Annotated in this window: 18 protein-coding genes and 1 pseudogene; 4 read left to right on the forward strand and 15 right to left on the reverse strand. The window is 58.8% G+C overall.

Annotation, left to right across the window (positions count from 1 at the left end):
• Positions 1 to 4 precede the first annotated feature (4 nt).
• A pseudogene (locus AACY08_RS30450) lies at positions 5 to 760 on the forward strand (MCP four helix bundle domain-containing protein); the annotation flags it as partial.
• Between the two features lie 132 nt (positions 761 to 892).
• On the forward strand, positions 893 to 1,618 hold the full coding sequence (locus tag AACY08_RS30455; RefSeq protein WP_445262029.1) for a methyl-accepting chemotaxis protein: 726 nt from the start codon (positions 893 to 895) through the stop codon (positions 1,616 to 1,618).
• A gap of 164 nt (positions 1,619 to 1,782) precedes the next feature.
• Here the strand turns inward: AACY08_RS30455 and gmtX are convergent, their stop codons facing one another.
• From gmtX to AACY08_RS13665, 5 genes are all read right to left on the reverse strand, one after another.
• A complete protein-coding gene (gmtX, locus tag AACY08_RS13645) occupies positions 1,783 to 2,442 on the reverse strand; it encodes a gamma-mobile-trio protein GmtX (protein ID WP_339469881.1) in 660 nt (219 codons plus the stop codon).
• Positions 2,417 to 5,008 carry a gamma-mobile-trio integrase GmtZ gene (gene gmtZ, locus AACY08_RS13650; protein ID WP_339469882.1) on the reverse strand — a complete coding sequence of 864 codons (2,592 nt, stop codon included), beginning with the start codon at positions 5,006 to 5,008 and terminating at the stop codon, positions 2,417 to 2,419. Before gmtZ ends, gmtX begins: the two co-directional genes overlap by 26 nt.
• On the reverse strand, positions 5,005 to 6,456 hold the full coding sequence (gene gmtY, locus AACY08_RS13655) for a gamma-mobile-trio recombinase GmtY (RefSeq protein ID WP_122257766.1): 1,452 nt from the start codon (positions 6,454 to 6,456) through the stop codon (positions 5,005 to 5,007). The genes gmtZ and gmtY overlap by 4 nt, the downstream gene beginning before the upstream one ends.
• 171 nt (positions 6,457 to 6,627) lie before the next feature.
• A complete protein-coding gene (locus AACY08_RS13660; RefSeq protein ID WP_339469883.1) occupies positions 6,628 to 7,107 on the reverse strand; it encodes a hypothetical protein in 480 nt (159 codons plus the stop codon).
• 260 nt (positions 7,108 to 7,367) lie between these two features.
• Positions 7,368 to 7,979, reverse strand: coding sequence for a dTMP kinase (locus AACY08_RS13665; protein ID WP_339469884.1), 612 nt, complete (start codon positions 7,977 to 7,979; stop codon positions 7,368 to 7,370).
• A 205-nt stretch (positions 7,980 to 8,184) separates the two neighbouring features.
• On the opposite strand from AACY08_RS13665, the gene AACY08_RS13670 reads away from it, so the two are divergent.
• Together AACY08_RS13670 and AACY08_RS13675 are read left to right on the forward strand one after the other, a co-directional pair.
• Complete coding sequence (locus AACY08_RS13670) at positions 8,185 to 9,387, forward strand: M48 family metalloprotease (RefSeq protein WP_339469885.1); 1,203 nt, start codon at positions 8,185 to 8,187, stop codon at positions 9,385 to 9,387.
• The gene (locus AACY08_RS13675; protein WP_339469887.1) at positions 9,375 to 14,822 is read left to right on the forward strand and encodes a WGR domain-containing protein; all 5,448 of its coding nucleotides are present in this window, start codon (positions 9,375 to 9,377) and stop codon (positions 14,820 to 14,822) included. The genes AACY08_RS13670 and AACY08_RS13675 overlap by 13 nt, the downstream gene beginning before the upstream one ends.
• Before the next feature lie 94 nt (positions 14,823 to 14,916).
• Here AACY08_RS13675 and AACY08_RS13680 read toward each other — a convergent pair whose 3' ends face one another.
• The 10 genes from AACY08_RS13680 to AACY08_RS13725 all read right to left on the reverse strand — a co-directional run bounded on the left by AACY08_RS13680 (position 14,917) and on the right by AACY08_RS13725 (position 23,228).
• Positions 14,917 to 15,414: a flavin reductase gene (locus tag AACY08_RS13680; protein WP_065930110.1), complete on the reverse strand. Its 498-nt coding sequence runs from the start codon at positions 15,412 to 15,414 to the stop codon at positions 14,917 to 14,919.
• A gap of 11 nt (positions 15,415 to 15,425) precedes the next feature.
• Positions 15,426 to 16,385, reverse strand: coding sequence for a PDR/VanB family oxidoreductase (locus AACY08_RS13685; RefSeq protein ID WP_339469888.1), 960 nt, complete (start codon positions 16,383 to 16,385; stop codon positions 15,426 to 15,428).
• Positions 16,386 to 16,435: 50 nt separating this feature from the next.
• Complete coding sequence (locus tag AACY08_RS13690; RefSeq protein ID WP_339457110.1) at positions 16,436 to 17,176, reverse strand: SDR family NAD(P)-dependent oxidoreductase; 741 nt, start codon at positions 17,174 to 17,176, stop codon at positions 16,436 to 16,438.
• 11 nt (positions 17,177 to 17,187) lie between these two features.
• A complete protein-coding gene (locus AACY08_RS13695) occupies positions 17,188 to 17,664 on the reverse strand; it encodes an aromatic-ring-hydroxylating dioxygenase subunit beta (RefSeq protein ID WP_339469889.1) in 477 nt (158 codons plus the stop codon).
• A gap of 14 nt (positions 17,665 to 17,678) precedes the next feature.
• Positions 17,679 to 18,953, reverse strand: a complete 1,275-nt coding sequence (locus AACY08_RS13700) for an aromatic ring-hydroxylating oxygenase subunit alpha (RefSeq protein ID WP_339469890.1) — start codon at positions 18,951 to 18,953, stop codon at positions 17,679 to 17,681.
• A 19-nt stretch (positions 18,954 to 18,972) separates the two neighbouring features.
• On the reverse strand, positions 18,973 to 19,335 hold the full coding sequence (locus AACY08_RS13705; protein WP_017528258.1) for a hypothetical protein: 363 nt from the start codon (positions 19,333 to 19,335) through the stop codon (positions 18,973 to 18,975).
• A gap of 16 nt (positions 19,336 to 19,351) precedes the next feature.
• Positions 19,352 to 20,524, reverse strand: coding sequence for an indole-3-acetate monooxygenase (gene iacA / locus AACY08_RS13710; protein WP_339469891.1), 1,173 nt, complete (start codon positions 20,522 to 20,524; stop codon positions 19,352 to 19,354).
• A gap of 346 nt (positions 20,525 to 20,870) precedes the next feature.
• Entirely contained in the window at positions 20,871 to 21,494 is a 624-nt protein-coding gene (locus AACY08_RS13715; protein ID WP_339469892.1) for an NIPSNAP family protein, read from the reverse strand.
• A gap of 86 nt (positions 21,495 to 21,580) precedes the next feature.
• Positions 21,581 to 22,102, reverse strand: a complete 522-nt coding sequence (locus AACY08_RS13720) for a nuclear transport factor 2 family protein (protein ID WP_339469894.1) — start codon at positions 22,100 to 22,102, stop codon at positions 21,581 to 21,583.
• Between the two features lies 1 nt (position 22,103).
• On the reverse strand, positions 22,104 to 23,228 hold the full coding sequence (locus AACY08_RS13725; RefSeq protein ID WP_339469895.1) for an amidase: 1,125 nt from the start codon (positions 23,226 to 23,228) through the stop codon (positions 22,104 to 22,106).
• Positions 23,229 to 23,405: the final 177 nt, after the last annotated feature.

Raw genomic sequence — 23,405 nt, forward strand, 5'->3', positions numbered from 1 at the left:
TTGCATGACGATCAAATTACGCTTGATTCTGTTGATTGTGACCGGATTGGTCACTGCCTTGATCATGAGCTTTGTCAGTTACCTGGGACATAGCCGGATGGGCGACGCCGTGCAGGACAATGAAGTCAGCATGACCGTGCTGCGCAACCACATGGAAGCCGACATGATGCACGATGCCCTGCGCGCCGATGTGTTATCGGCCATGCTGGTGGGCTTGGGTAAAAGCACCAGCACCAAGGCCGAGGTCAACAGTTCGCTGCAGGAACACGCCGAGCATTTTCGCCAAGTGTTGGCGGACAACCTGAAGCTGCCGCTGGACGATACGCTCAAGGCAAACCTGGAAAAAATCCGCCCGAGCCTCGATAGCTATATAGGTGCAGGCGAGAGAATCGTCGCCCTGGCGCTGGACAATCCGGAAGCCGCTCGCGGGGAACTGGATACGTTCAACACCGCTTTCACCCGGCTTGAAGAACAAATGGCAACCCTGAGTGAACTGATTGAATCCAACACCCAACAGACCAGCGTTGGTACTCACCAGACGATCAGCAACGCCAATTTCACCCAGGGCGCCGTGTTGATCGCCAGCCTTTTATTGCTATTGGCCCAGGGCCGCTGGGTCATCCTGAGCATTATGGGCCCGCTGCAGACGGCCAGCCGCATTGCTGCGAGCATTGCCAGTGGCAACCTGAGCGAACCGATTGTCGAGCCCAAGCGCAAGGACGAAGCCAGTTCATTGATTCGCAGCCTCGCCACCATGCAGCGGGATTTGCGCGGCATGATCGAAGTGGTGCGCAGCAACGCTCATGGTGTCAATGTCATGAGCGAGCAATTGAGCCACGGCTGTCATGAAGTGGCTGGCAGCAGCCAGCAACAAAGCACAGCCGCGAGCACCATGGCCGCTGCAGCGAGTGAAATGACCGCCAGCATCGAAGAAATCACTCGTCACGCCGAGCGCGCATTGGACATGGCTAACCAGGCTGAGACCTTGTCCAAGGACGGTGGTCGGGTGATTCATCAGGTGGTCAGTGACATGGACGGTATTGCCCGTTCCGCACAGCAATCCGCCCAGGTTATCCGCACGCTGGACAAGGAGTCCGAGGCGATTTTCAGCATTATCCAGGTGATCAAAGGGATCGCCGATCAAACCAACCTGCTCGCCCTGAATGCCGCAATCGAGGCCGCACGCGCCGGTGAGCAGGGGCGTGGTTTTGCTGTCGTCGCCGATGAAGTACGCAGCCTTGCCGGACGCACCAGTGCTTCGACCCAAGAGATTGCCAGCATGGTCGGGCGTATCCAGCAAAGCACGCGGGAAGCGGTGACCAGTATGGAGGAGGGCGTAGCTCAAGTGGATAAAGGCATGGCGGTGACCGCCGAGGTGGAGCGGGCGATTCGCGAAATTCTCCAGGCCACCTTGAACACCACGGAAATGGTCAACGATATCTCCCGCACGATCGGGGAACAAAGCCTGGCCAGCAATGAAATTGCGCATCAGGTCGAGATGATTGCGGGTATGTCGGAGAGTAACAGTCGGGTCATCGCAACGACGGCGTCGACCACGGACGAGTTGTCGTCGTTGGCGGGCAAGCTGTCGCAGTCAGTTGACCGGTTTCGCTTATAAGTATTTAAGCTATTGATTTAACTCGACTAAATAGTCACAGATAAGATCACCTATTGTACTAAGATGACCGTGGGCCAGTAGCGCTGGGAGCTAAGGCCGCGATGGATAGTTAGTGTATGTACTAAGATGCTGTACTACAAGCCATCCCTCAACAGCCCGTCAGATCATTCGATTTCCTTCAGAATTTTCCTAATTGCAGGCACGTAACCATGCTTGTAGATCTCACCTGAATCCCCTTTCACCTGACCTGCCCTGGTGACCATCCAGCCTTGCTTGTCGAAGAAATCGTCCGAAACCGCAGCTCTTAGGGCTGTAATCTCCATGTCACTGAGAACCCCTTTCAGTGAAGGCAGCAGCTGAACTGACTCGCTCTCTTGAGATATCTCGACCACATTGGGGCGTCGGTCAACAACTATGTCCTTGTGAGATTTCAACAGGTTGAGTTCGGCCAGGTAGCGGCGACGCTCGGCCAAGATCTGCGTAAAAACTGCACGCAGCGCTGGATCGTCGATACGTCGAACTAGCTCATTGTCGCTTGGTACACCCTGTTCCTTGGACTTCGCAGGCAGTTTCCTATCTGTCCCCACACTGGCAGCCCAAGCCTCAATTAACTGCCGAAAGCGAAACCCCCCGGTGTTGCGTATCGTTGAAGCAGATGGCCCTCCAGCCTCAACAGAGAGCTTGGCAATCGTGGCAATCGAGAAATTGCGACTCCCCGTTTTCTGATGAGCCTCCAGGACGCCATGCAGCACGGTCAGGGACTTGGCTTGTTGCTTGGTAGCCTGAGACACGAGTTCTTCAAAGATCAGCTGCGGATCGATCACGGATGGCCTCCCGTACTTGTTTTGAGGTGGTTGTGATCAGGTCAGAAAGCTTCGCTACCGGCTGCTTCGTAACGCGCTCTAGCGGCTCCATGGCGGCTGGAAGAAGCTTTAGGCCTTCTCCGGCCTCAAGCAGGCTGGAAACCTCGCGGAATCCCTCCATTTGGTTTTTAGGAGACAGCGTCAAAGCCATAGACCTCATCATTGCATTCCCAGCGATGAGCTGGAGGCGATCATCCATTCCCATCAAAATAGGTGCGTAGCCGCCCTGCATGAGGAGATGGTTTAAAGCGCGGGAGCGCTTTTCGATGGCAGGTGTGGCCCTCAGCTCATCGGTCAAATCAGCGTAAATTTCAGCGTTCTCGCACAGCTGAGATATCTGCCATAGCTCGCTACGGGTTTCGATGAATGAGATGGGCTGATGGATGTCCTGCAAGGAACCCACAGCTACCAGCTTCGTGCCCGAATCATCTGTATCCCGACCCTCTTCGATTGCGACAATCTTGCTGATGATCTGGAAGCAGGAGACCAAGTCTTTCGCGTACTCATCAGCCTCCTTGATCTGCTTTTCGTAGCGCCTTTCAGCCTGTTGCAGCTCCGCATGCAGGAGGAAGGGGCGCTTTTCTTGCTCAGCAAAGTACATTTCGTTGAGCAGCTCATCGCGATCTTGTTCGATCTCAACGGCAAGTGATGAGACCTGAGAGGCTAGATAACTCAGCATGTTGAGGTGGGCCACAAGCGCTGGTAGATAGCGTGCATCCGTGATGAACCAGCGGCAGCGGGGACAGTTTTCTAGGCCATGTGGGACTGGCCCATAGATGTGGCCTTTACTGCTCCGACCGACAATCTCCCCTCCGTTCCAGCATCCGCCTATGTTGCTCATTTCGTCAGATCGAGCGCTGTTTCCGCCGACAAGGCATAAGCCTATGTGACGCTGCTCCCAGCCAATGGCGTTGCGATTCGCCAACGCAATGTCGATTGCGCCAGCATCAATGAATGCCGTTTTAGAGTGGATCTGACGCATATCAGCGTCCCGGAGGAAGATCTTCAGGCTTTCATCCTGCGCAGCACTGATGCGTCCGCTGGCCAAGTCCATTACCTGGGACACCATCGCCGGGGTTGGCTTGGTGTAGTGCAGCGTCATAATGATCCTGGAGTGCCCAGCAATTAGCTTAGATAGCACTTGAATCGGGACACGCCCCTCCATGGCATAGCACGTCAAAAGCGAAACACGGAGGCTATGAAGCGGGAAATGCGTTTTGACCGGTAGTACATTTAATTCGGGGTCGACAGGGTGCACAAAACGCAACCTAGAGCCGTCTGACAGGGTTTGACCACGCGCGGCAGCCCGATCCTCTAGCGTGGAGAGCAATCGATACCATAGGTTGGGCAGTGTATTGCCTGCAATGGGCTTGTCGCGCTCACCTGGAGCCGCTGTGGGGTCGCGGAAGAGGAAGCAGATCGAGCCCATGTCTTTCTTCTGCTCGACAGTTTTGACACTACCAAAGTGCTTCTCTACCAGCTCGGTGCAGGGCGTAGGGCCGTTAATAGGGTTGTATTTCTCTTGCCAGTCCCTCAGGCGTTCCAGCCAGTACAGGACATCTTCGTTCTGCCATGGGATCGTGTAGCCACGCTCACGAGACTCCTTGTTCTGGTCTGCCGTTTTGTTCGTACTGACGTAGAGGCCGGTCATGATTTCACCGATATCCCGGTCGTGGATACGGCAGAAGACCCCTCGTTTCCATGGGTTCGCCTCACGGCCTAGAGAGAACCCATGGCGCTTGTTCAGAATCCAGTCGCCACCCTCGTACCGCCACGTATCTGCCTCACCAGAGTCCAGAAAACGTACCTGATAAGTGCGAAGCGGCAAATGAAGCTTTATGTGCAGCGCCATCGACCTAACGGGAGACCAGATTTCGTAACGATCATTTTTGTAGCGCCATACGCAGTCCGGGTCATCTTCGTCGATGACTGACTGCGCAACCGGAAACCAGTCTCCGAAATCCGAGCGCAATTGGCCGGACTGGGATTGAGCCCATTCCCAGTCGCGGAATGTTCCCCTGGGCTGCGGGCACAGAATTTCGCGAAGCTCCCGAATGTATGCGTAGGGCAAGGGGTTGTACACGGTCTCGGTGATTACCGTCTTTTCCTTCCCTTTGACAAACGGATTCTTGACCACGGCCATAGGGACGCCATGGTCATTTGGCTCGCTGTAGCTGTGAGTGATAATCCAGCCGAGCAGATCCACGATCCAATTCTGGTTTTTAACGGCAGTCGCGGCGTTCATGGATGCCTCCAGGATTGGCCTCAGCTCCGGCAGCAAACCTTTCTCTGCGATCTGGAAAAACACGTCTGGACTGGCCCCGCCCGGCACCGTGGGTAGGTAATGAGCCATGAACCAATTCATCGCGTTGATTTTCACGCCAATGGAGCCGGTCTGCGTGGCTATCCAGCCGGAAAAGAGCTGACGCCAGCGCTCCCAGGCTTCGCCTCGCTCTTGAACAATCCAGTTGAAGTTCGTGTCCGAAGAGCGACCGTCACGCGAGCCGCGTCGTGTTGTCTTAGTCAAAATTTCTTAACTCTGTACTTTGCTTGTGGCGATTCGAAAGCTGCCAGGATCTCTGGCAACGCTTCGTCCCAATCGTTGAATGGCGAAATGATCTTGCCGCTGTCGGTCAACTCATCGAGCCTCTCTTCAGCGGCTGTAAGCGCAGAAGAAACGTCCGCAACACCTGGTGCGGTATATCTCTTCTGCGAATCCAGGGAGCGGTGATGCATCGCTTTGCGGATGATCTGCGGGGGAACCCCAGCCTTGGTCATCCGCCGACCAAAAGCGTGTCGATGGCCATGGGTAGATCGGCCCTCGGGTTTTGAAACCGTTTCCCCAATTCGCGCCAGGGCCCGCTTGTAATTGCCGTTGAGCGCTTGAAGGGTGTAAGGCTGGCCTGCGGCGGAGTCTTCGTAGGAGACGAATGCGTATGGGTGGTGCCGCTCTACTGTGGTCAGGTAGCGGAGATGCACCTTCCACAGCATCATGAAGAGCACGCTGAAGCGTGGAGGAAACCAGTGCAGCTGGATGTAATTGTCGACGTGGTCAACCATCCTGGTTTTCCACCCAACACGTTTGGTGCCCTGGCGAAGATTTCGGGGCGTTAGGGCGTACTTCTCCCTTAAGTAAGCCGCACGTGTTGTCGTGCCTTTGCGCCCCCTCCAATTGTCTGGTGCCTTGCCTTCCTCTGGGTGATAGACACGAACCATGGCGCCACCCTCGATCAGTGGGTGATCTTCGACATCCACTACCCATAGGTGCTGTGCGTCGCTCTCTCGCAAACCCGCGCCATGCATCATGATCAATATCAATTGATCTCGTACTGCACACCTAGGATCAGAAGCTCCACCGAAGCCATCCATGTACATCGCTTGGAACAGCTTCTCAGGGAATGCCACGGCATCATCATCAGCGTTGCTTAGCGTGCGCCGGCCTCGAATATTCCTCGCCTGATCCACGTTCTCCGAGAGCGCCTTGCTTCTAATGTGCCCTAGGAAATCATTGCTGTTACGGCGATGCCAGGCAGCGAAGTTAAGTCTCTGATCATAGGTACTGGCGGTCATCAAGGGGTTCATGGCCGGAGCGTCGTACAGATCAGCCAGATAGTCTGTGAAGCCCTTGAGAACTGAAACGTGACGGTTGGATGAGTTGCGACTGGCTGGAACCCACCCTAGACCAGATGGATCTAGGCCATCATCTCCAACCGTTCCGGTATAGAGGCGTGAGGCAAAAGCCTGGAAGAGGGCGCGGGGATCAGAGAAGTTGTGCTGGTTGGCCTCCATGTACTCCAGCAGCAGCTTTGTGGCCTGGGTGACCGAACGCTGCCAGCTAGGACTCAGGTGGTGGTTATCCAGGATGTAGTCAACCAGCGAGGACACCACTCCATGCTCAGTTATCAAGACAGGGATCTCGCTCTGGATTCCCGTATCGTCAACCACCACCTTCGCTACTACCTGAACCACCGCCATCCAATGCACCCACCCAAAAAGGTGCGGATGGTACAGATAGTACACGTATAGGTGTCAACACTTTGATTTCTAGGGGGAGGTAGAGCTAGGTTTTACCTCTAATCAAATGCACTTAGTATAGTTTTAGGTGATACCAATAATAGTCATTTAGTTTAGTTATACCTTTTTGCGCTATAGAGGACCGGTTAGAATATTGAAGAAAGGCACTTGCATTGCCGCCACTTTCCCTTCAAACATTGAGATATCCCCGATGGTCAACAAGGTTTTCTCCTTCAACCCAGAACTGCTTAGCTTGACTCTTTCTATTTGACCTTTAGATATTAAGTTAGGATTAAAAACCCACTGATCATGGGTATATCTATTTCTTTCGTCAGCTATGTCAATTGCGGCTGGCAAATAATTTGATAAATACTCTATAGTGGCCATCCCAAATCTGCTTGAGACCGACAACTCTTTAAGAAATCTTAGCTTCTTACCCAAAGTCGCAGTTTCTGACGGTAGCTTTAAAGCTTCAGTCTCGTTCTTTGAAATTTTCAATATCACTTCAGTGACAGCAAAATCTAAAGTAGCGAATAAAACCGATATTTTACCAAGTAGTTTGAAATAGTCGTCAGTGCTGGTTTCGGAGGGCATGTGTTGTAGTTTATCCATTATGCGTTCTCTATTAGGATATGCCGTGGAGCGTTTTCGCAAGATCAATTATCGGCACGGAGTAGCTCTTGTGTCGATGCTCTGAATCCTCGGAGGGTGTTTCTGGCTTCAAATCTGACCACCAGAGCCCCCCAGTCCCGCATAGGACGGTTCGCATAATGTATATTATGTTAAACCAGATGCTATGTCAGATATGTTCATAAGCCACGTAATTCAATGATTCGACGAATTCGCTTGAAACTGATCCTACGCTATACGTGTCACCCAGCTACTTTTTGGATCTCAGCCACCACATGCTTCACTGCGTCTTCGATCGCACCTTCATTACGGCACATCACCCAGCCGTGATCCGCAACCGCCTGCTCGAACATCTCTGTGCATGTAACATGCTCTGCATACTTCTGGATCACTGTACCGCCCAATCCTCGCGACCGTGCAGTTGCCCTCGCCCACGAAATATCCGGCGCGGTGACAACGCCGACATGCACATCCGGTACTCGCACGTCTCGCTCCTGGTTCAACTGGAGAATCTCTGCAAACGAGACGGTGTGTCGAAACGCAGCATCGGACGGATACCAGCGATCAATCAGGATAATGCTGTCCCACGGCTGCTGAGTCAGCACGTTCCGGGATATCCAACTGCGACTGTCGGCAAAGCGCTCGCACACAGCCCATTCCAGATCCCGTGAGGGATTTCTGGCAAGTTCATTAACCAGGGCCATGGTTTCCCTTCTGTAGGGATCGCTTTTTCTCTCGCAAAGTCGGATGACTTTCTTGTTGTCCGCCCTCAGTGTTGCCGTTACGGCCTCCAACAGCGTGGTTTTGCCGGTGCCTTTGGGCCCATCCAGAGAAACAAAAAACGGAATATTCATTTGTCACACAGTTATCAGGACAAAGATGACCACTCTAACTACATTTTCATGCTGCCCACGCACCCATGCACTTTCACAAGTAATTTTCCCACCCCCTAGGTATGCTCCGCGTCTATTGCCGATCACTGATACCGGGATGCCAGCCCAAGTCTCTGCTGCACAGTCGCAGTCTATGGAGCCGTATCCTCTCAAGGACGTTTGAAAGATGAGCACCCCCGCGCTGGACATCAGCAGCCTGACCCCCTTGCCTTACCATCAGCGTGTGGTCGATTACCTGAAAGCCCATGAACCTGTCGTGTGGGAATGGGCCTCGTCTCTGGGTGTTCAGCAGGAACATGCCCAGGATGTACGCGCGCAGTTGCTAAGAGACACGTATCGCCTGAGCCCAGAGACCCACCCGCAGGCCTATCAGGCGTGTGAGACGGCGCTGCAATGCTTGCAGATCCAGGCGCCCGCGACCCTTTATCAAGCCGGCGATGGCACGATGAATGCCAGCCTGTATTACCTGGCCGGTGAAGTGCACGTGGTGTTCTACGGGCCGGTTCTTGAGCGACTGGACGCTCAGGAGTTACTGGCGCTGCTGGGGCATGAGCTGGCCCATTACCGCTTATGGTCTGAGCACGGTGGCGACTATCTCACCGCCGAGCGGATTCTCAATCACGCCATGGCCGATATGAATACGCCTCCCAGCCTGGAACAGACCGCACGTTTATATAGCCTGCACACCGAAATCTACGCCGACCGAGGCGCGGCCCTGGTGGCTAGCGGACCGAAAGCGTCGATTACCTCGCTGGTCAAGATTCACACCGGGATTGTCAGCGTCGATGCCGCCAGTTATCTGAAGCAGGCTCAGGAACTGGATGGTAATGAGGCACAGGTCTCCCAAGGCGTTTCGCACCCGGAGACGTTTCTGCGCTCCCAGGCGGTGGACAACTGGTGGCGGCAGGTGCCGGATACCGACAATTGGCTATATGGCCGGTTGCGTGGGCCGTTGTCGCTCAATCGCTTGGATGTAACCGGCCAAGTCGAGCTGACCGCCCTCACCCGCAGGTTTATCGCCGGCTTCATCGGCACCTCTGTGCTGCAATCGGAGGTGGTGCTCAATCAGGTGCGTGGTTTCTTTCCCGACTGGAAAGACAATGAAGCGACGCTGGACCTGGGCACGCTAAATGCCGAGCTTGTCGACGCGAGCATCCACGAATACCTGCACTTCATCATGCTCGACCTGAGCCTGGTGGACCGCGACCTGCGTGATGATGCCTTGTTGCACGCGGCGCGCACCGCGAAGAAACTCGGCAGTGCCGACGACTTTATCAGCGTGCTCAAGCGCGATATCAAATTACCCAAACGTGAGCTCGACCCGATCGTTCGCGCGCTCAAAGCGGAGGTCGACACATGGACCCGATAACCCAACCCATCAACTTCACTCAATTGCTGCAGACCCATGATGGCGTCGCCGTCCCCATTGACGATGTGCTGTTCCTGGCGCTGCCGCTACTGCGCCAGGTCGCTCACTTGCATGAACTGGGACGTGTCGCCCAGCTCAGTTATCTCGATGTGCTGCAAGGGCCGGAACGCACGCTGCAACTGCGCAATCCCGAGGGCGTTACGCCACGGCTGGCGTTGGAAGCGATCAAGCAGGTGCAACCTAATCCCGAGTCGGCGCTGAATGTCGTCGGCAAGGTCCGCCTGATCCGGGATTCGGAAAGTGGTGTGGCCGTGACCGACCTGCAAGTCCAGGAAGACCCGCATGAGACGATTGATCACCCGGTTTTCCTCACTGACCTGCACAGTTGGGAGCATCGCCTCGGGCACCACGACGAAATCACCGATATTTTCCAGCTCGGCCAATTGCTGGCCTGCCTGGCGTGCGGGTTGGATTTCGCCGATATCAACGACCTCAAGGCCTTTGCCCGTCACCGCCGTAACCTGTTTCAGCTCAACGGTCGGCTCAACCCGGTGCTGGCCAATCTGATCGTCGAAATGACGGAGCTGAACCGCCATGAGCGCTCCAGGGATGTCAGTTCGCTGATTCGACGCCTGGAATCCTGGCGCGAGCAGCCGGCCAGCCTGGATGTCGAGCGTGTGTTGGCCCAGGCCGAAGGCCCGGCTTCACGGCGCACCGTGGTGCTGGAGCATCTGCGCAACCGGTTGTTTGACCTTTCACGACGCAACCGCCTGTTGTACTTCAGACCGACACAAGCCAACGTCAACTTGACCGTAGCCAGCGTCCCCTTGGTGATGCGTGTTGAAAGTATCCGGCCCGAAGCCTTGTGCACCTGGCAGCCCACCTTCGGTGGCTTCTCCGAGCAGGTGTTGAGCGGCAAATCGGTTGGCCTGCAACAATGGTTGCGGTTTGAAGACCAAACCTGGTTGCAGGCGTCGCTCGAACGCATCATCCAGGAAACCCGCCGCGACCGCGCAGAGTTCGGTTTCAGCAACCTGCGCCTGGTCGTAGCCTTCATGCGCTGGCACAACCTCAAGGACACGCCGCAAGAGCGCATCGTCACTCCCCTGCTCTGGCTACCGGTGGAACTGAGTCGCAAAAAGGGCGTGCGCGACCAGTTCATGTTGCAGTGCGATGAGACCGAAGCGGAGTTCAACCCGGTACTGCGTCATCAATTGCGTCAGCTCTACAATATCCAGTTGCCGGAAACCGTTGACCTGCAAAAGACCTCCCTGGAAGCCATCCACGCCGATATTGCGCGCCAGATCAAACTGACCGAGCCCGGCGTCGAGCTGCGCCTGCAAAGCAAGCCGCAAATCGAGCTGATCCACCAGAAGGCCGTGCAGCATCTGCAGCACTTCCAGCGCCGTCGTGCCCGCCAGCGCTTGTCGACGCCTTTGGTGAAACCGGATTTCAGCTACGACCGCGAAGATTTCCGTCCGCTGGGCCTGCAATTGTTCCAGCAGAAGGTCCTGCCCAGCGAGTTGCCGCTGCGCTTGGCCGTAGGCGCCAAACCCGTGCTGCGCAATCAACATCCTCAGATGGTTGCCAGCAGCGCCGAAAACAGCACCTTCGCCATGCCCGAGAACCAGGGGCATCGCTACGCCTGGGACATCGACCTCACCCAGGTAACCCTGGCCAACTTCAACTATCGCAAGATGTCGCTGGTGCGTGACTACGCACAGCTGATCGACGAGCCGGCGCAAAATGAAGCGTTTGACCGGATGTTCTCGATCGAGCCTCGAGACGTCGAAGTACAATCCTCGGACCCGATCCCGCTGCCCGACCAGTGGAACGTGGTGGCCGGCGACGCGACGCAGAACGCCGCCGTCAGTCTGGCCAGGACCGGTCGTCACTTCATCATTCAAGGGCCTCCGGGCACCGGCAAGTCACAGACCATCACCAACCTGATCGCCGACTATGCCGCGCGGGGCCTGCGGGTGTTGTTTGTGTGTGAAAAGCGCGCGGCGTTGGACGTGGTGTTCCATCGCCTGCAACAGAGTGAACTGGGCGAATTGTGCTGCCTGATTCACGACTCCCAGACGGACAAGAAAGCCTTCGTGGGCAACCTGCGCGAGTGTTATGAGCGCTGGATTGCCGGCGATGCTCAATCGCCGCAGTTGCAAGCACGGCGCGACGCCACACTGGCCACCCTGAGCCAACAACTGGGCCTGATTGAGCGCTTTGAGCAGGCGATGGTCGGGGTGCCGGAGTCCTTGGCCTGCTCGGTGCGTGAGTTGGTCCGTCATGTGATCGAGTTGCCACCCGTTACTGCATCGCTGCCGCCCGAAGCCCTGGAGCGCCTTCCCGAATGGCGTCACTGGCAGGCACAACACGAGCTGACCGGCCGGTTGTATCAGACCATCAAGGAACGCTTCGGCCTCGACAGCTTTGCGCGTCACCCCTTCAGTCGTCTGGCCTCAGGCCTGATCGCCCACGAGCATGCCTACGGCCAGCTCAAGGCGTTTCTGGAGGAAGCCAGTGGGCTGATGGACAGCGTCGAGTCTCTCCTGGAGTCATCGTCCACCCTGCTGTCCGGTGACACCCACCTGACGGATGCATGCTTGCTGACCCAGGCCGCCGAGCAACTGACAGGGGCCAACCTGGCGGAGCACCTCGACCTGCTGGTGCCTGGTTCAGCGGGTTCCCAAACCCTGCACGCCGAACAGGCCGCCTTGCAGGCACTGATCGTGCAACTGCACAACGCCAGTGAAACCACGCGCCATTGGCGCGAAAAACTTGAGCCTCAAGATACCAAAGCGGCCATGGAGCAGGTACTGCGCCAGGAAGGTTCACTGCTGCGTTGGTTGCAACCCGCCTGGTGGCGCCTGCGTGGCGAACTTCAACGCCGCTACGACTTCAGTCAGCACGCGATTCGCCCCAGCCTGCGCAGTGTGCTTGACAACCTGGCCGGCGAACACCGCGCCACTGCCGAGCTGCACGTCGAACAGCAACGCCTGCAAAGTCGCTATGGCATCCAGGATATCGACTTGTTCGTGCACAATCTGAACGCCCTGCTACAGCAACTGAGCGCATCACCGTTGTTGCAAAAGTGGGTCGAAGGTCTGCGTGGCAACCCGAGCACCTTGCCCGGTGTACGCCAGGAAGCCAGCCTGCGCCAGCCCATAGCGCGCCTGGCCAAGCTGGTTGCCCAGCATTGCGTGTTCGACCCGGCGCCAAGCCTGGCCGAGCTGGCCGAATACCTGCGCGACCTGCGTGAAGAACTCGACGAACTGCCCGACACCCTCCCCCTGCTCAACGAGCTGCACCAGGCCGATCCCGTCTGCCTTGCGGTCGTGCAGCAGTATGCTTTGCCACAGCACGCGCTGGACGGGTTGATTGCCCAGGAAAACCTGACCCGCCTGTACCGCGCCAACCCGCAGTTGGCACGCTTCGATGGCCCGGCCTTGAGCCTGGCCGCGCGTCAGGTCAGCCAGGCTGAAAGTAACCTGCTCAAGAGCAATGCTCACGTGCTCAGCGCTACGCTGCACCAGCGCTTTTTGGAGCATGTAAAGCAATCGGCGATGTCGGTGACACAATTGGACGCGCCGGCCCGCGAGTTCAAGAAAGCCTATGGCAAGGGCCGTCGCGAACTGGAACATGAGCTGGGCAAGACCATGCGCCATCGCTCCATTCGCGAAATGGCCAGTGGCGACAGCGGTCGGGTGATCAACGACCTCAAGCCCATCTGGCTGATGAGCCCGTTGTCGGTGTCCGACACCCTGCCGTTGACCCCAGACCTGTTTGATGTGGTGATTTTTGACGAAGCCAGCCAGATCCCCAGCGAGGAAGCCGTGCCAGCCCTGAGCCGCGCGCAGCAGGTGATTGTGGTGGGTGACGAGATGCAGTTGCCACCGACCAACTTCTTCTCCAGTGCCGGCGACCAGGACGATAACGACCTGATTGCCATGGAGGACGGGGAACAGATCGCAATCAACCTCGATGCCGACAGCCTGCTGAGCCAGGCCGCACGTAACTTGCCGGCGACCCTCCTGGCCTGGCACTACCGCAGCCGGCACGAAGCGTTGATCAGTTTCTCCAACGCAGCGTTCTACGAAGGGCGGCTGATCACCATTCCTGACCGGCGTATCGAGCGCCCTGCCCCAGCCCAAGCTGCCCTGGACTCCACCGATGCCCAGGCGGTGATTCAGGGTGCCAACACGCTGCTCGACAGCCCGATCAGCTTTTTGAAGATGAGCGATGGCGTCTACCTCAGCCGCAGCAACCTGGCCGAAGCCCGCTACATCGCCAACCTGGTGCGTGAACTGCTGCAACGCGAGACCGGCCTGAGCCTGGGCATTGTGGCCTTTTCCGAGGCCCAGCAAGGCGCTATCGAGCAAGCCCTGGAAGACCTGGCCAGCAACGACCCGGCCTTTGCCACACGCCTTGAGCGCGAGTATCTGCGTGAAGATGCCGGGCAGTTCAATGGCCTGTTCGTCAAGAACCTGGAGAACGTCCAGGGTGATGAGCGCGATGTGATCATCCTGAGCATCTGCTACGCGCCGGGACCGAACGGCAAGATGTTGATGAACTTCGGCCCGATCAACCAGCGCGGCGGGGAAAAACGCCTTAACGTGATCTTCAGTCGTGCGCGCAAGCGCATGGCGATTGTCTCCAGCATTGAGTCCGAAGCCATCACCAACACCCACAACGATGGTGCCGCCGCACTGCGTGCGTTCCTGCAGTTCGCCCAGGCCAGTGCCAGCGGGGATGCGCCGCGCTCCCAGGGTATCCTCGCCAACCTCAATCCAGGCGCCAAGCAGTCCTTTGCCGTCAGTCTGCCCAAGGACCACCTGCGCAGTACCCTCGCCGCCGCGTTGCGCAAGCGCGGCCATTCGGTCCAGGAATATGTCGGGCGTTCACAGTTCCGCTGTGACCTGGCGATCAGCGACGCCAGCGGTGAACACTTCAGTCTGGGGGTGCTGCTGGACAGCGACACGTCGGCCGCGGCTGACGTGCGTGAGCGTTACATCTTCCGCCCGACGGTTTTGCGCAGTTTTGGCTGGAAGATCATCGATGTGCTCAGCCATGACTGGTTGCGCGACCCGGAGGAAGTACTCAATCGCATCGAAGCGCTGCTTCGGGGTGAAGAAGCGCCTGCACTGCCGGCGCCGGAACAGGCCGTGGAAACTGTCGAGGTCGAAGCCGAGCCACCGCCCCTCCCTGAAGCGGCACCGTCAATGCGCGAGTTCACCTATGGCGAAGGCCACTCCAACAAATTCTGGCGTATCGGCGTCACGGAGGCTGAGGTGGTGGTGAGTTTCGGCCGCATCGGTACCAAGGGCCAGACTCTGATCAAATCCCTAGAGAGTCCTGAACGCGCGTTGCGCGAAGCAGAGAAGCTGATCGCGGAGAAACTGCGCAAAGGGTATCAAGAGCAGGCGCGTTCAATCTGAACGCGCTGCTGCGGCCCGAACATGAACATTAATTTATGAACATTCCGATATCAGACGGGTTTTGCCGCCCGTCCGTGCTGGGCGCCTCTGAGGCTCAGCAGGCCTTCGATGCCTCGCCCAAGCGGTGGTAAGCACGGTTGAAATAAACCAGGCCCTCGTCCGCGCCGCTTTGGCGAATGGTCTGGACCTCACAGTAGAAGATACTGTGGGAGCCCACTTCATGGACCTGCACGATCCGGCAGTCGAAATTCACCAGCGCTTGCAGCATCACCGGCGCACCGCTTTCAAGCGTGGTCCAGCCTGTGACGGCAAAGCGCTCATCCATGCTCAACGTGCGGTCGGCAAAGGCACCGGACAAATGCTGATGGTCGCCGCACAGGGTGTTCACACACACTGTGCCGTTGCGCTTGAAATGCTCGTTGGAATGAGAGGAACGGTTCATGCACACCAACAGGGTGGGCGGTGAATCGGTCACGCTGCACACCGCCGAGGCGGTAAAACCGAACCGGCCTGCCACGCCATCGGTGGTGATGACCGACACGGCACCGCCCAACATGGCCATTGCATTACGAAAGCTGCCTACGTCTACCATGATCGTTCCCCTTAGATATCCAGCACGAGTTTTTTGGATTTGGCTCGTGAACAGCACACTAGAATTTGGTCATTGCCGGCCTTTTCGTCGTCCGTGAGGTACACGTCCCGATGGTCCGGCTCGCCTTCGAGCACATCGCACAGGCAGGTACCGCACACACCCTGCTCGCAGGAAATTTCGATCTTGATGCCGACCTGCGCCAGTGCGGCGAGAATGCTCTGCCCTTCTGCCACCTGCACGGTCTTGCCGCTGCGGGCTGCCACCACTTCGAAGCTGCCACCTGAGCTGTCCACTTCCACTTGGAAATATTCCTTATGGATGTGCGTTTCGGTGTAGCCCTGGTCGCGTGCGCCCTGGATCACCCAGTCCATGAAACCTGAGGGGCCGCAGGTATACATGTGCACGCCGGCCTCGCCTTTGCCTAACACCTTGGCCAGGTCGAGCTTCTGTTCAGGCCCCTCATCATCGAAGTGAGTGAACACTTGCGCGGCAAACGATGCGTTGGCCAGCTCTGCCAGGAACGCGCTGCGGCCGCGCTCACGCCCGCAGTAATGCAGTTCGAAGGTGTTGCCCGCCGCGTGCAGTGCATAGGCCATGGCGATCATCGGTGTGATGCCGATCCCGCCACCCAGCAGCACCGAGCGACGCGCCTCGACGGCCAGCGGGAACAGATTGCGCGGTACGCTGATCTGCAACTCACGGCCTTCGAGCAGGGTGTCATGCACCCCGACCGAGCCACCACGCGAGGCCGGATCCTTGAGCACGCCGAGGCGATACAGGCTCGGATCGGCGGGGTTGCTGCACAAGGAATACTGACGTACCAGCCCCGGGCCGATATGGATCTCCACGTGCGCACCGGCGTCGAACACCGGCAGCGGCGCGCCGTCGCGACGGGTCAGGTCCAGAACGACAACGCCGTCCCCTTGCAGCTCGCGCTTGCGCACGACTACGTCCAACAGTTCTTCAGTCATGGCCGTTATTCCATGGAGTTCGCAAAGGCCGCCGTGGCGGCCGCTATCAGTCAGCGCATGAACAAGCCGCCATTCACATCCCAGGTCGCCCCGGTGGTGAAATAGGCTTCGGGCCGGGCTAACTGCACAATCAGGTCACCGAGAAAATCCGCGTCCCCCAGGCGCTGCACCGGGATATTGGCGAGCAGTCCCGGCAGGCGTTCGACCGGTATGGCTGCGCGCACCGCCGCCGACTCGATAGGGCCTGGGGCAATGGCATTGACCGTCACCCCACGCGCGGCGAACTCTTTGGCGAAGATCTTGGTCAGCGTCACGATGCCGCCTTTGCTCGCGGCATAGTGCGCGCCGGTCGCAGTGCCGCCGTTCTGGCCGGCCAGGGACGCCATGTTGATGATCCGCCCATAGCCGGTTTCGGCCATGTACGCGCCCAGCACCTGGCAGCCGAGGAACACGCTGCGCAGGTTCAGGCCTACCACGGCGTCGAATTCCTCGGGGCTGATCTGCATCAGCGGCGTGGTCTTGGTGACTGCAGCGTTATTGACCACCACGTGCAGCGCGCCGAAGCGCACCAGCACCTGGTCCAGGCCCGCTTCGAAATCGGCTTTGCTCCCGGCGTCCAGTTGCAGCGCAAGCGTGCGCTCACCCCCCGGGTCCAACTGGTGGGCGCACGCCTGTGCGGCTTCAAGGTTGAGGTCGGTGATTGCCACCGAGTACCCGGCCCGCAGGAGGCTGGCGCAGAAATGCTGCCCTAGCCCCTGCCCCGCGCCCGTCACCAATGCGATATGGCTCATGTCGGTGCTCCTCAAAGGATGTAGCCGATACCGGCAAGGGCATCGTCACTGTTGATCAGGCTGACCACTTTGCGCTGAATCCTGAAACCACCCTCGCTGCGGATCAGTTGGTAGGTAAGGTCGGCGCTGTAGAACTTCAGGCTTTCCTTGCGGAACTCACGGATGTTCTGCGCGCAGCGCACAGTCACCTGCACGCCGTCATCGGCCAACACCCGGAACCGCGACTGCATGCGCACCGTGCGCGGTTGCGGGCTGGTGGAGATCGATTCGCCGCCGGTCAGGCGCTGTACCCGTAATTCACGCATATGATGGTCGTCGTAGGCGTAGTTGAGGGTGTTCTCGAAGTCGGTTTCCTTGGGGTCGATGGGAATGATGTAGGTGCCCTTCTCGGTCCACATCTTCAGCCAACTGTCGTATTCACCGTGGTCGAGCATGTCGCCTTCCTGCCAGATGAAAGCGGTCACTTCTTGCAGTAGTTGCAGGTTCATAAGGTTCTCCACGGTCAGGCCGACATCATCTTTTTCCACTGCTGGTAGGCGGCGCGCATGCCGGTTTCTGCACTCACATCGGATACCAGGCCGTCTGCACTGGCCTGCTCGCCGGGCAAGCCACGGTTGAGCATGATCCACAGGTCGTCACCGGCGCTGGCGCCCTTCTGTACCCGCTCCCAGGCCTCGGAATCGTCCGGGGTGCCGAAACCCATCGGGCCCTGGAAGTGCTCGTGCAGACGCAGGCGATAACGGTTGGCCACGGCCGGGCCGCCGTCCATGGTGATCACCGAGTGGTGGATTTCGGTTTCGGTCACCGAGATCGGCTGCAATACCCGGAAAAACGCCATCGAGCACGCGACGTTGGGGAACAGGTTGAGGTTGAAGCCGGTACCGCCGACCGCACGCACAATACGGCGTACTTGCTGCTCCTCGATGCCTTCGTCACGCAGCTCGGCTGCCAGCCCTTCGAAACGCTCGGGGATCGGCTTGTCGAGGTCTGCCTCAAGGTCGATCAAGTCGGGAATCATCACCATCACGCTGTGACCGTTGCCCAGGTCCTCGACGTAGCCGGGCCCCTTGACGAAGTCGAACAGCGCCAGGGTTTGCTCGTCCACCGACGACAGGAAGCTCTTATGCACCAACGGGAAGTGGTAGGCGTCGGTGGTGTTTTCCAGCTGGATCTTCCAGTTGCCGGGGAAGCGGAAACGGTGCTCGCCCGGCACCTTGATGCCATAGCCGGCGCCCTGCTTCATGAACAGGTCCATCCATTTCTTCGCTGCGCCGAGATAGTCCTCAAGCGGCTCGATGTCGTCCTTGAAGGTGGCGAAGATCATGCCGGCATAGCTTTCGGTGCGCAGGCTGACCAGCGGCAGTTCGGCCTTGTCGATGCAGTCGCCGTAGCTTTCCGGGTGTGGAATGCCACGCAGCGAGCCATCGAGTGCGTAACCCCAGCCGTGGTACGGGCAGACGAAGCTGTTGGTCTTGCCTTTCTTGTGTTCGCACACGGTGGCGCCACGGTGGCGACAGCGGTTGAGCAACACGTGCACGTCTCTCTTGCGGTCACGCACCACGATCACCGGCTGCTTGCCGATATAGGTGGTCTTGTAGCTGCCGTTGTCGGGGATCTCGCTTTCGTGGGCGACCCAGATCCAGGTGCTGTAGAAAATCTTCTCCAGCTCGGCGTTGAACAATTGTGCGTCGGTGTACATCGAGGTGTGGACGCGGTCTGCCTGCACCAGGTCGGCAGGGTCGACGCCGAGGTTTACAGCGGGAATCAGCTTGCTCATGGGAGTGTCCTCGTCGGCATCAAGTGCGCTGAATAATCAGCTCGCGCCCAACCCGGGCTTCAACCTTGGTGTAGCGCCACAGCTTGTAAGGGCCATCGCCCACCGGGGTGCTACGAAACAGGTTGCACGCGGCATGCACGGTCTCGATGTCCGGCACGTCGGCCAACAGGTAGGTGGTCCAGGGGAAGCCATCGGACGGCCCGACCATGCTCTGGTCGTCATCCATATTGCCCAGCACCTTGACCCCGGCCAGGTCGTGGATACCGTTCCACATTGCACTGAACGCTGCCCACACCTGTAATTGTTCGTCGCGCGGGGCATCGAAAAAATTCTGGTTGATGCCCATGCAGAACAGCACGCGCAAGGTCTTCTTATCGCTCATTTCATTTCCTCGACGGTTAGAGGTAGCCAGGCAAAGGCTGTTTGCCGAAGAACATGGCTCCGGCATTTTGATAGGTGATGTCGCCCATGAAAGCGTGCTGGGTCACCACCTGGGCGTCGTTGACGCAGCGTGCCAGCGGGCTGTCGTTGTACACACCGCTCATGCCCGAGAGCATCTGCGCGGTGCGCGCCACATCGGCAGCGACGCGGGTGGCATGGGTCGACGACAGGCGCAGCAGGTTGGTTGCGGCCACCGGCACCGCATCGCCGGCCAGCACATAATCCCAGGCGCGGTCGATGGACTCGTAGAAGAACGCTCGCGCGGCACGCAACTCGGCTTCCGCCCGCGCAATATCGACCTGGGCCAGGGGCCGGTCGGCAATCGCCGGGGCGCCGGTGACCGAGACGCGCCCGCTGGCCATGTCCGAAAGGGCATCCAGTGCCGCGCGGGCGACGCCAAGGCCGACGACCGAAAGCACTTGGGTGGCGAACGACAGCGACGGGTAACGAAAGAACGGCTCGTCCAGGTTCGGCAGGCCGCCGCGCACGAAGGTCCACTCCTCGCAGACCCGCACGTTTTCCACCACCAGGTCATGGCTGCCGGTGCCGAGCAGGCCGACGGTGTCCCAGGTTTCGTCGATGCGTATCTCACTGCGCGGCATCACGGCAATGCGTGGCAGGCCGAAGGTGTCGCCGCTCTTCGGGGCGATGCCGACGCCGACAATGTCGGCGCCGAGGGAGCCGCTGGAGTATTTCCAGCGACCATTGACCACAAAGCCGCCTTCGACCACTTCCGCCGGTTGCGGCGGAAAGATGCCACCGGCGAATACCCGGTCAGGGCCGTCGGCATACACCTTGGCGATGCTGTCCAGCGGCAGTGCGGCAAGGTAAACCGGGCTCATGCCGAAGCTGGCAACCCAGCCGGCCGAACCGTCCGCCTGGGAAATGCGCTCGATCACCTGGCAGAACTCGGCGGGCGAACACTCCAGGCCACCAAAACGCTTGGGCACCAGCGCCCGGTAAACGCCGTGCTGTTTGAAGGACTCGATCACGTCCTGCGAAATGTGACGCTGACGGTCAAACTCACCGGCTCGGGCACGTTCACGCACATCGACAAGCAAGGCGTCGAAGGTCGGGCCACTGGCAAGTGAGCTCACGGTATCGACCGCTGTTTTTTTTAGCGAATGCATACATTTACTCCGTTGTCAGGAACGGTATTGGGCTGAACAGGAAGGCAGTGTCGAGCTGGGACGGGAGACGGAACGGGGGCGATGGATCGGCATAGTGGTTACCTTTGTTTTTGTGGGTGCCGTTGGGGTGAATCTGAGCTCGATTACGTGAATTGTCAATTGATTTATCGCCTTTAAAAGCAATACTAATCACGTAATATTCTGACGAAAACTCAGATCATGTAATGTACATATCATTGTTTTTATTGATTTAAAGTTATTTTTAGCCGTCTTTATGCCATGACGTTTATTCACTAAATAATTGTGCGATTATCGGAAAGCGATATTATTTTTTAGCATCGCGCTTTCAGCGCAACGGTGAGAACGGCGCCGGCAGGTAAACCGTGGAATGCATCTGCTTGAGCTGCGGCGCCGAATCTTCAGGTGGCCAAGCGCCGTCGGCCACGGCACGGGTACGTACTTCAAGGCGCTGCTCCAGCGAGCTGTAGGGCCAGATATGCAGATAACGCGGAATCTGCCCGCTGGTGGCATAGAACGCGGCATATACCCGGGAATAATCCGCCCCGGTGCGACGCTCTACGGACTTGCACCAACCGCGCAACGTCGGTGCCAGTCCACTGGGTACCAGGTTGTATTCGCGCAATTCGTAGAACGGGCCGTGAGCCCCGGGAGGCAGCGGCTCGACGAAGGCGAAGGCGCTGTAGTCGTCCACCTGCTGGTCAAGCAGAAATTCGCCAATCGCAAACCCATCGGCCGCCAGTAGATACCGTTCGCGCTCGCGTTCGCGAGCGCCGCCATCGTCGAACCCGCGCAGGACCGCGATGCGATTCTGCTGGCCGATTTCCGACACCCAGCAGCCCATCAAATGCACGCCCTCGCCCGCTTCGCGCAAGCTCCGCTCCAGACGCGGCAAGGCTTGAGGCACGGTGCGAACACGCAGGGTAAAGGTCAACAATTCGAACAGTTTCAAGGCAATCTCCAGGGGCTACGCGCACGGCGCGACTGCCCTTGTCGGGCAGTCGCGGGAGCGTGCAAAACGGGCGGGGGGAGTGAGCGCTATTGGCGAGGCACCGGTAACTCGGCGTCGCTGTTCCAGGCCTCAACCGGGCGACTGAACAGGTTTTCGGTCTGGAAATGCGCCATGCGCCACTGCCCGTCTTCCTCGGCAAAGCGCACGTTCAGGCGCGCGGCGTTAAGGTGGGAGGCGCCGCTGGCGAAGGTGGACGTCTGCAACATCACCCAACTGCCAAGCACGGTATCGTCCTGCACCTCGATCAGCTCGCTGGTGAGGAAGTGCACGTTGAGGGCAAAGTGCGCCGGGGTTTTCATGTAAACGGCGAACATCGCGGCAATCGCTTCGCGTCCACGATAACCACCGAAGCTCTGGGCGTACTTCGCGCCTTTGCCCTCCCACACCGCATCAAGGGTGAACAGACCGGCCAGTTCGTGCAGTGGCGTGCGTGCATCGAGTGCATCACACAGCACCATGTAGCGGTTCATGCAGGCACGGGCGCTGGCTTCGATTTCAAAACGGCGCAGGCGTCGCTCCAGGTCCGCTCGCGGTATGGTTGCGCTCATTTCAGACCTCTCCCCCGGCGTACAGACGCTCGAGCAGGCGGCCGGCAATGGCCAGCAGTTGCTCATCGGCGCCCTTGGCCCCCACCAGTTGCAGGCCCACCGGAAGTCCTTCGGCGCTGGCCAGAGGAATGCTCAGCGCCGGGTGTCCCGACAGGTTGAACGGGCGCACGAAGGCGGTCATTCCGAGCACTGCCTGGGTGTCAGTTGCCTCGGTCAGGGTCAAGGGGAAGTCCGGCATGGTCGGCAGTACCAGCACATCGACGTGCTGCAAGGCGGCGTCGACTTCGGCCGTGAACTGCGTGCGCACCCGCTCGGCTTCGGCCAGCGCGGCCGCCGTGGTATTGCCGGCGGCGGCCAGGCGCGCGGCGATGTCGGCGCCCACCTTGCCGGTTTCCAGCAAGTGACCGCAGGCATCGAACGTTTCGCGGTTGATGACCACCATGCCAGCGTCATAGGCCGCCTTGAGGCTGGGCAGCGCGAGGCGTTCACCGGGCAGCCGGATCACCGCGATGGCGGCCTCGATCACACGCTGTACGGCTACGCTAGCCTGCACCGTCACGATGCCCAGGCGCGGCGCATCCGGCGCCGCCACCGGCTTGAAGCTGGCGTCGATCGCCTGCATGGCGGTGACCAGCATCGGCAGGCTCGCGGCAAACGGACCGACGCAGTCGAGGCTGCTGTGCGCCGGCATTACGCCACGGCGGCTGACACGCCCGAACGTCGGCTTGAAGCCGAACACCCCACAGCAACACGCCGGGATGCGCACAGAGCCGCCGGTGTCGGTTCCCAGGGAAAAATCCGTCAGCCCGGCCGCCACGGCAGCCGCCGAACCACTGGAGGAGCCGCCCGGAATGCGCCCCGGGAAACGCGGATTGGGCGCGGTGCCGGTCCAGTGATTAATGCCCGTGGTGCCAAACGCCAGTTCATGCAGGCTGGTCTTCCCCACCAGGCGACAGCCCTTCTCCAGCAGCGCCTGCACCACATCGGCGTGGGCCGTGGCAGGTGCGGCATCCTCCAAGGCCTGGCTCGATGCACGAGTGGGCAGGCCGGCGATATCGATGGTGTCCTTGACCATCACGGTCGGCCCATCGCCGCCAAGGGAAAGCTGTTCAATCACCAGGGTCATGTCGGGTTACCTTCATTGTGAAATGCGGAATGGGGCGCCCGATGCGCCCTTTCCTTTTTTCACACTCACCGAATATTACGTGAATTGTCAACTAAATTTCCCAACACAAGGCAGACTGCTATCCGGGCAAAAGCCGTGCCGAATTCACGAGAAAAGTCTATGATTGCCCGCCGCCCC

The sequence above is a fragment of the Pseudomonas sp. EL_65y_Pfl1_R83 genome (assembly GCF_963970695.1).
GTDB classification, from domain to species: domain Bacteria; phylum Pseudomonadota; class Gammaproteobacteria; order Pseudomonadales; family Pseudomonadaceae; genus Aquipseudomonas; species Aquipseudomonas tritici.

What these genes read in the sequence shown, in the direction of transcription:
- AACY08_RS30455 (WP_445262029.1), top strand. Translation starts at nt 893, where the DNA reads ATGGCCGCTGCAGCGAGTGAAATGACCGCCAGCATCGAAGAAATCACT.
- gmtY (WP_122257766.1), bottom strand. Translation starts at nt 6,456, where the DNA reads ATGGCGGTGGTTCAGGTAGTAGCGAAGGTGGTGGTTGACGATACGGGA.
- AACY08_RS13660 (WP_339469883.1), bottom strand. Translation starts at nt 7,107, where the DNA reads ATGGATAAACTACAACACATGCCCTCCGAAACCAGCACTGACGACTAT.
- AACY08_RS13665 (WP_339469884.1), bottom strand. Translation starts at nt 7,979, where the DNA reads ATGAATATTCCGTTTTTTGTTTCTCTGGATGGGCCCAAAGGCACCGGC.
- AACY08_RS13670 (WP_339469885.1), top strand. Translation starts at nt 8,185, where the DNA reads ATGAGCACCCCCGCGCTGGACATCAGCAGCCTGACCCCCTTGCCTTAC.
- AACY08_RS13675 (WP_339469887.1), top strand. Translation starts at nt 9,375, where the DNA reads ATGGACCCGATAACCCAACCCATCAACTTCACTCAATTGCTGCAGACC.
- AACY08_RS13680 (WP_065930110.1), bottom strand. Translation starts at nt 15,414, where the DNA reads ATGGTAGACGTAGGCAGCTTTCGTAATGCAATGGCCATGTTGGGCGGT.
- AACY08_RS13685 (WP_339469888.1), bottom strand. Translation starts at nt 16,385, where the DNA reads ATGACTGAAGAACTGTTGGACGTAGTCGTGCGCAAGCGCGAGCTGCAA.
- AACY08_RS13690 (WP_339457110.1), bottom strand. Translation starts at nt 17,176, where the DNA reads ATGAGCCATATCGCATTGGTGACGGGCGCGGGGCAGGGGCTAGGGCAG.
- AACY08_RS13695 (WP_339469889.1), bottom strand. Translation starts at nt 17,664, where the DNA reads ATGAACCTGCAACTACTGCAAGAAGTGACCGCTTTCATCTGGCAGGAA.
- AACY08_RS13700 (WP_339469890.1), bottom strand. Translation starts at nt 18,953, where the DNA reads ATGAGCAAGCTGATTCCCGCTGTAAACCTCGGCGTCGACCCTGCCGAC.
- AACY08_RS13705 (WP_017528258.1), bottom strand. Translation starts at nt 19,335, where the DNA reads ATGAGCGATAAGAAGACCTTGCGCGTGCTGTTCTGCATGGGCATCAAC.
- iacA (WP_339469891.1), bottom strand. Translation starts at nt 20,524, where the DNA reads ATGCATTCGCTAAAAAAAACAGCGGTCGATACCGTGAGCTCACTTGCC.
- AACY08_RS13720 (WP_339469894.1), bottom strand. Translation starts at nt 22,102, where the DNA reads ATGAGCGCAACCATACCGCGAGCGGACCTGGAGCGACGCCTGCGCCGT.
- AACY08_RS13725 (WP_339469895.1), bottom strand. Translation starts at nt 23,228, where the DNA reads ATGACCCTGGTGATTGAACAGCTTTCCCTTGGCGGCGATGGGCCGACC.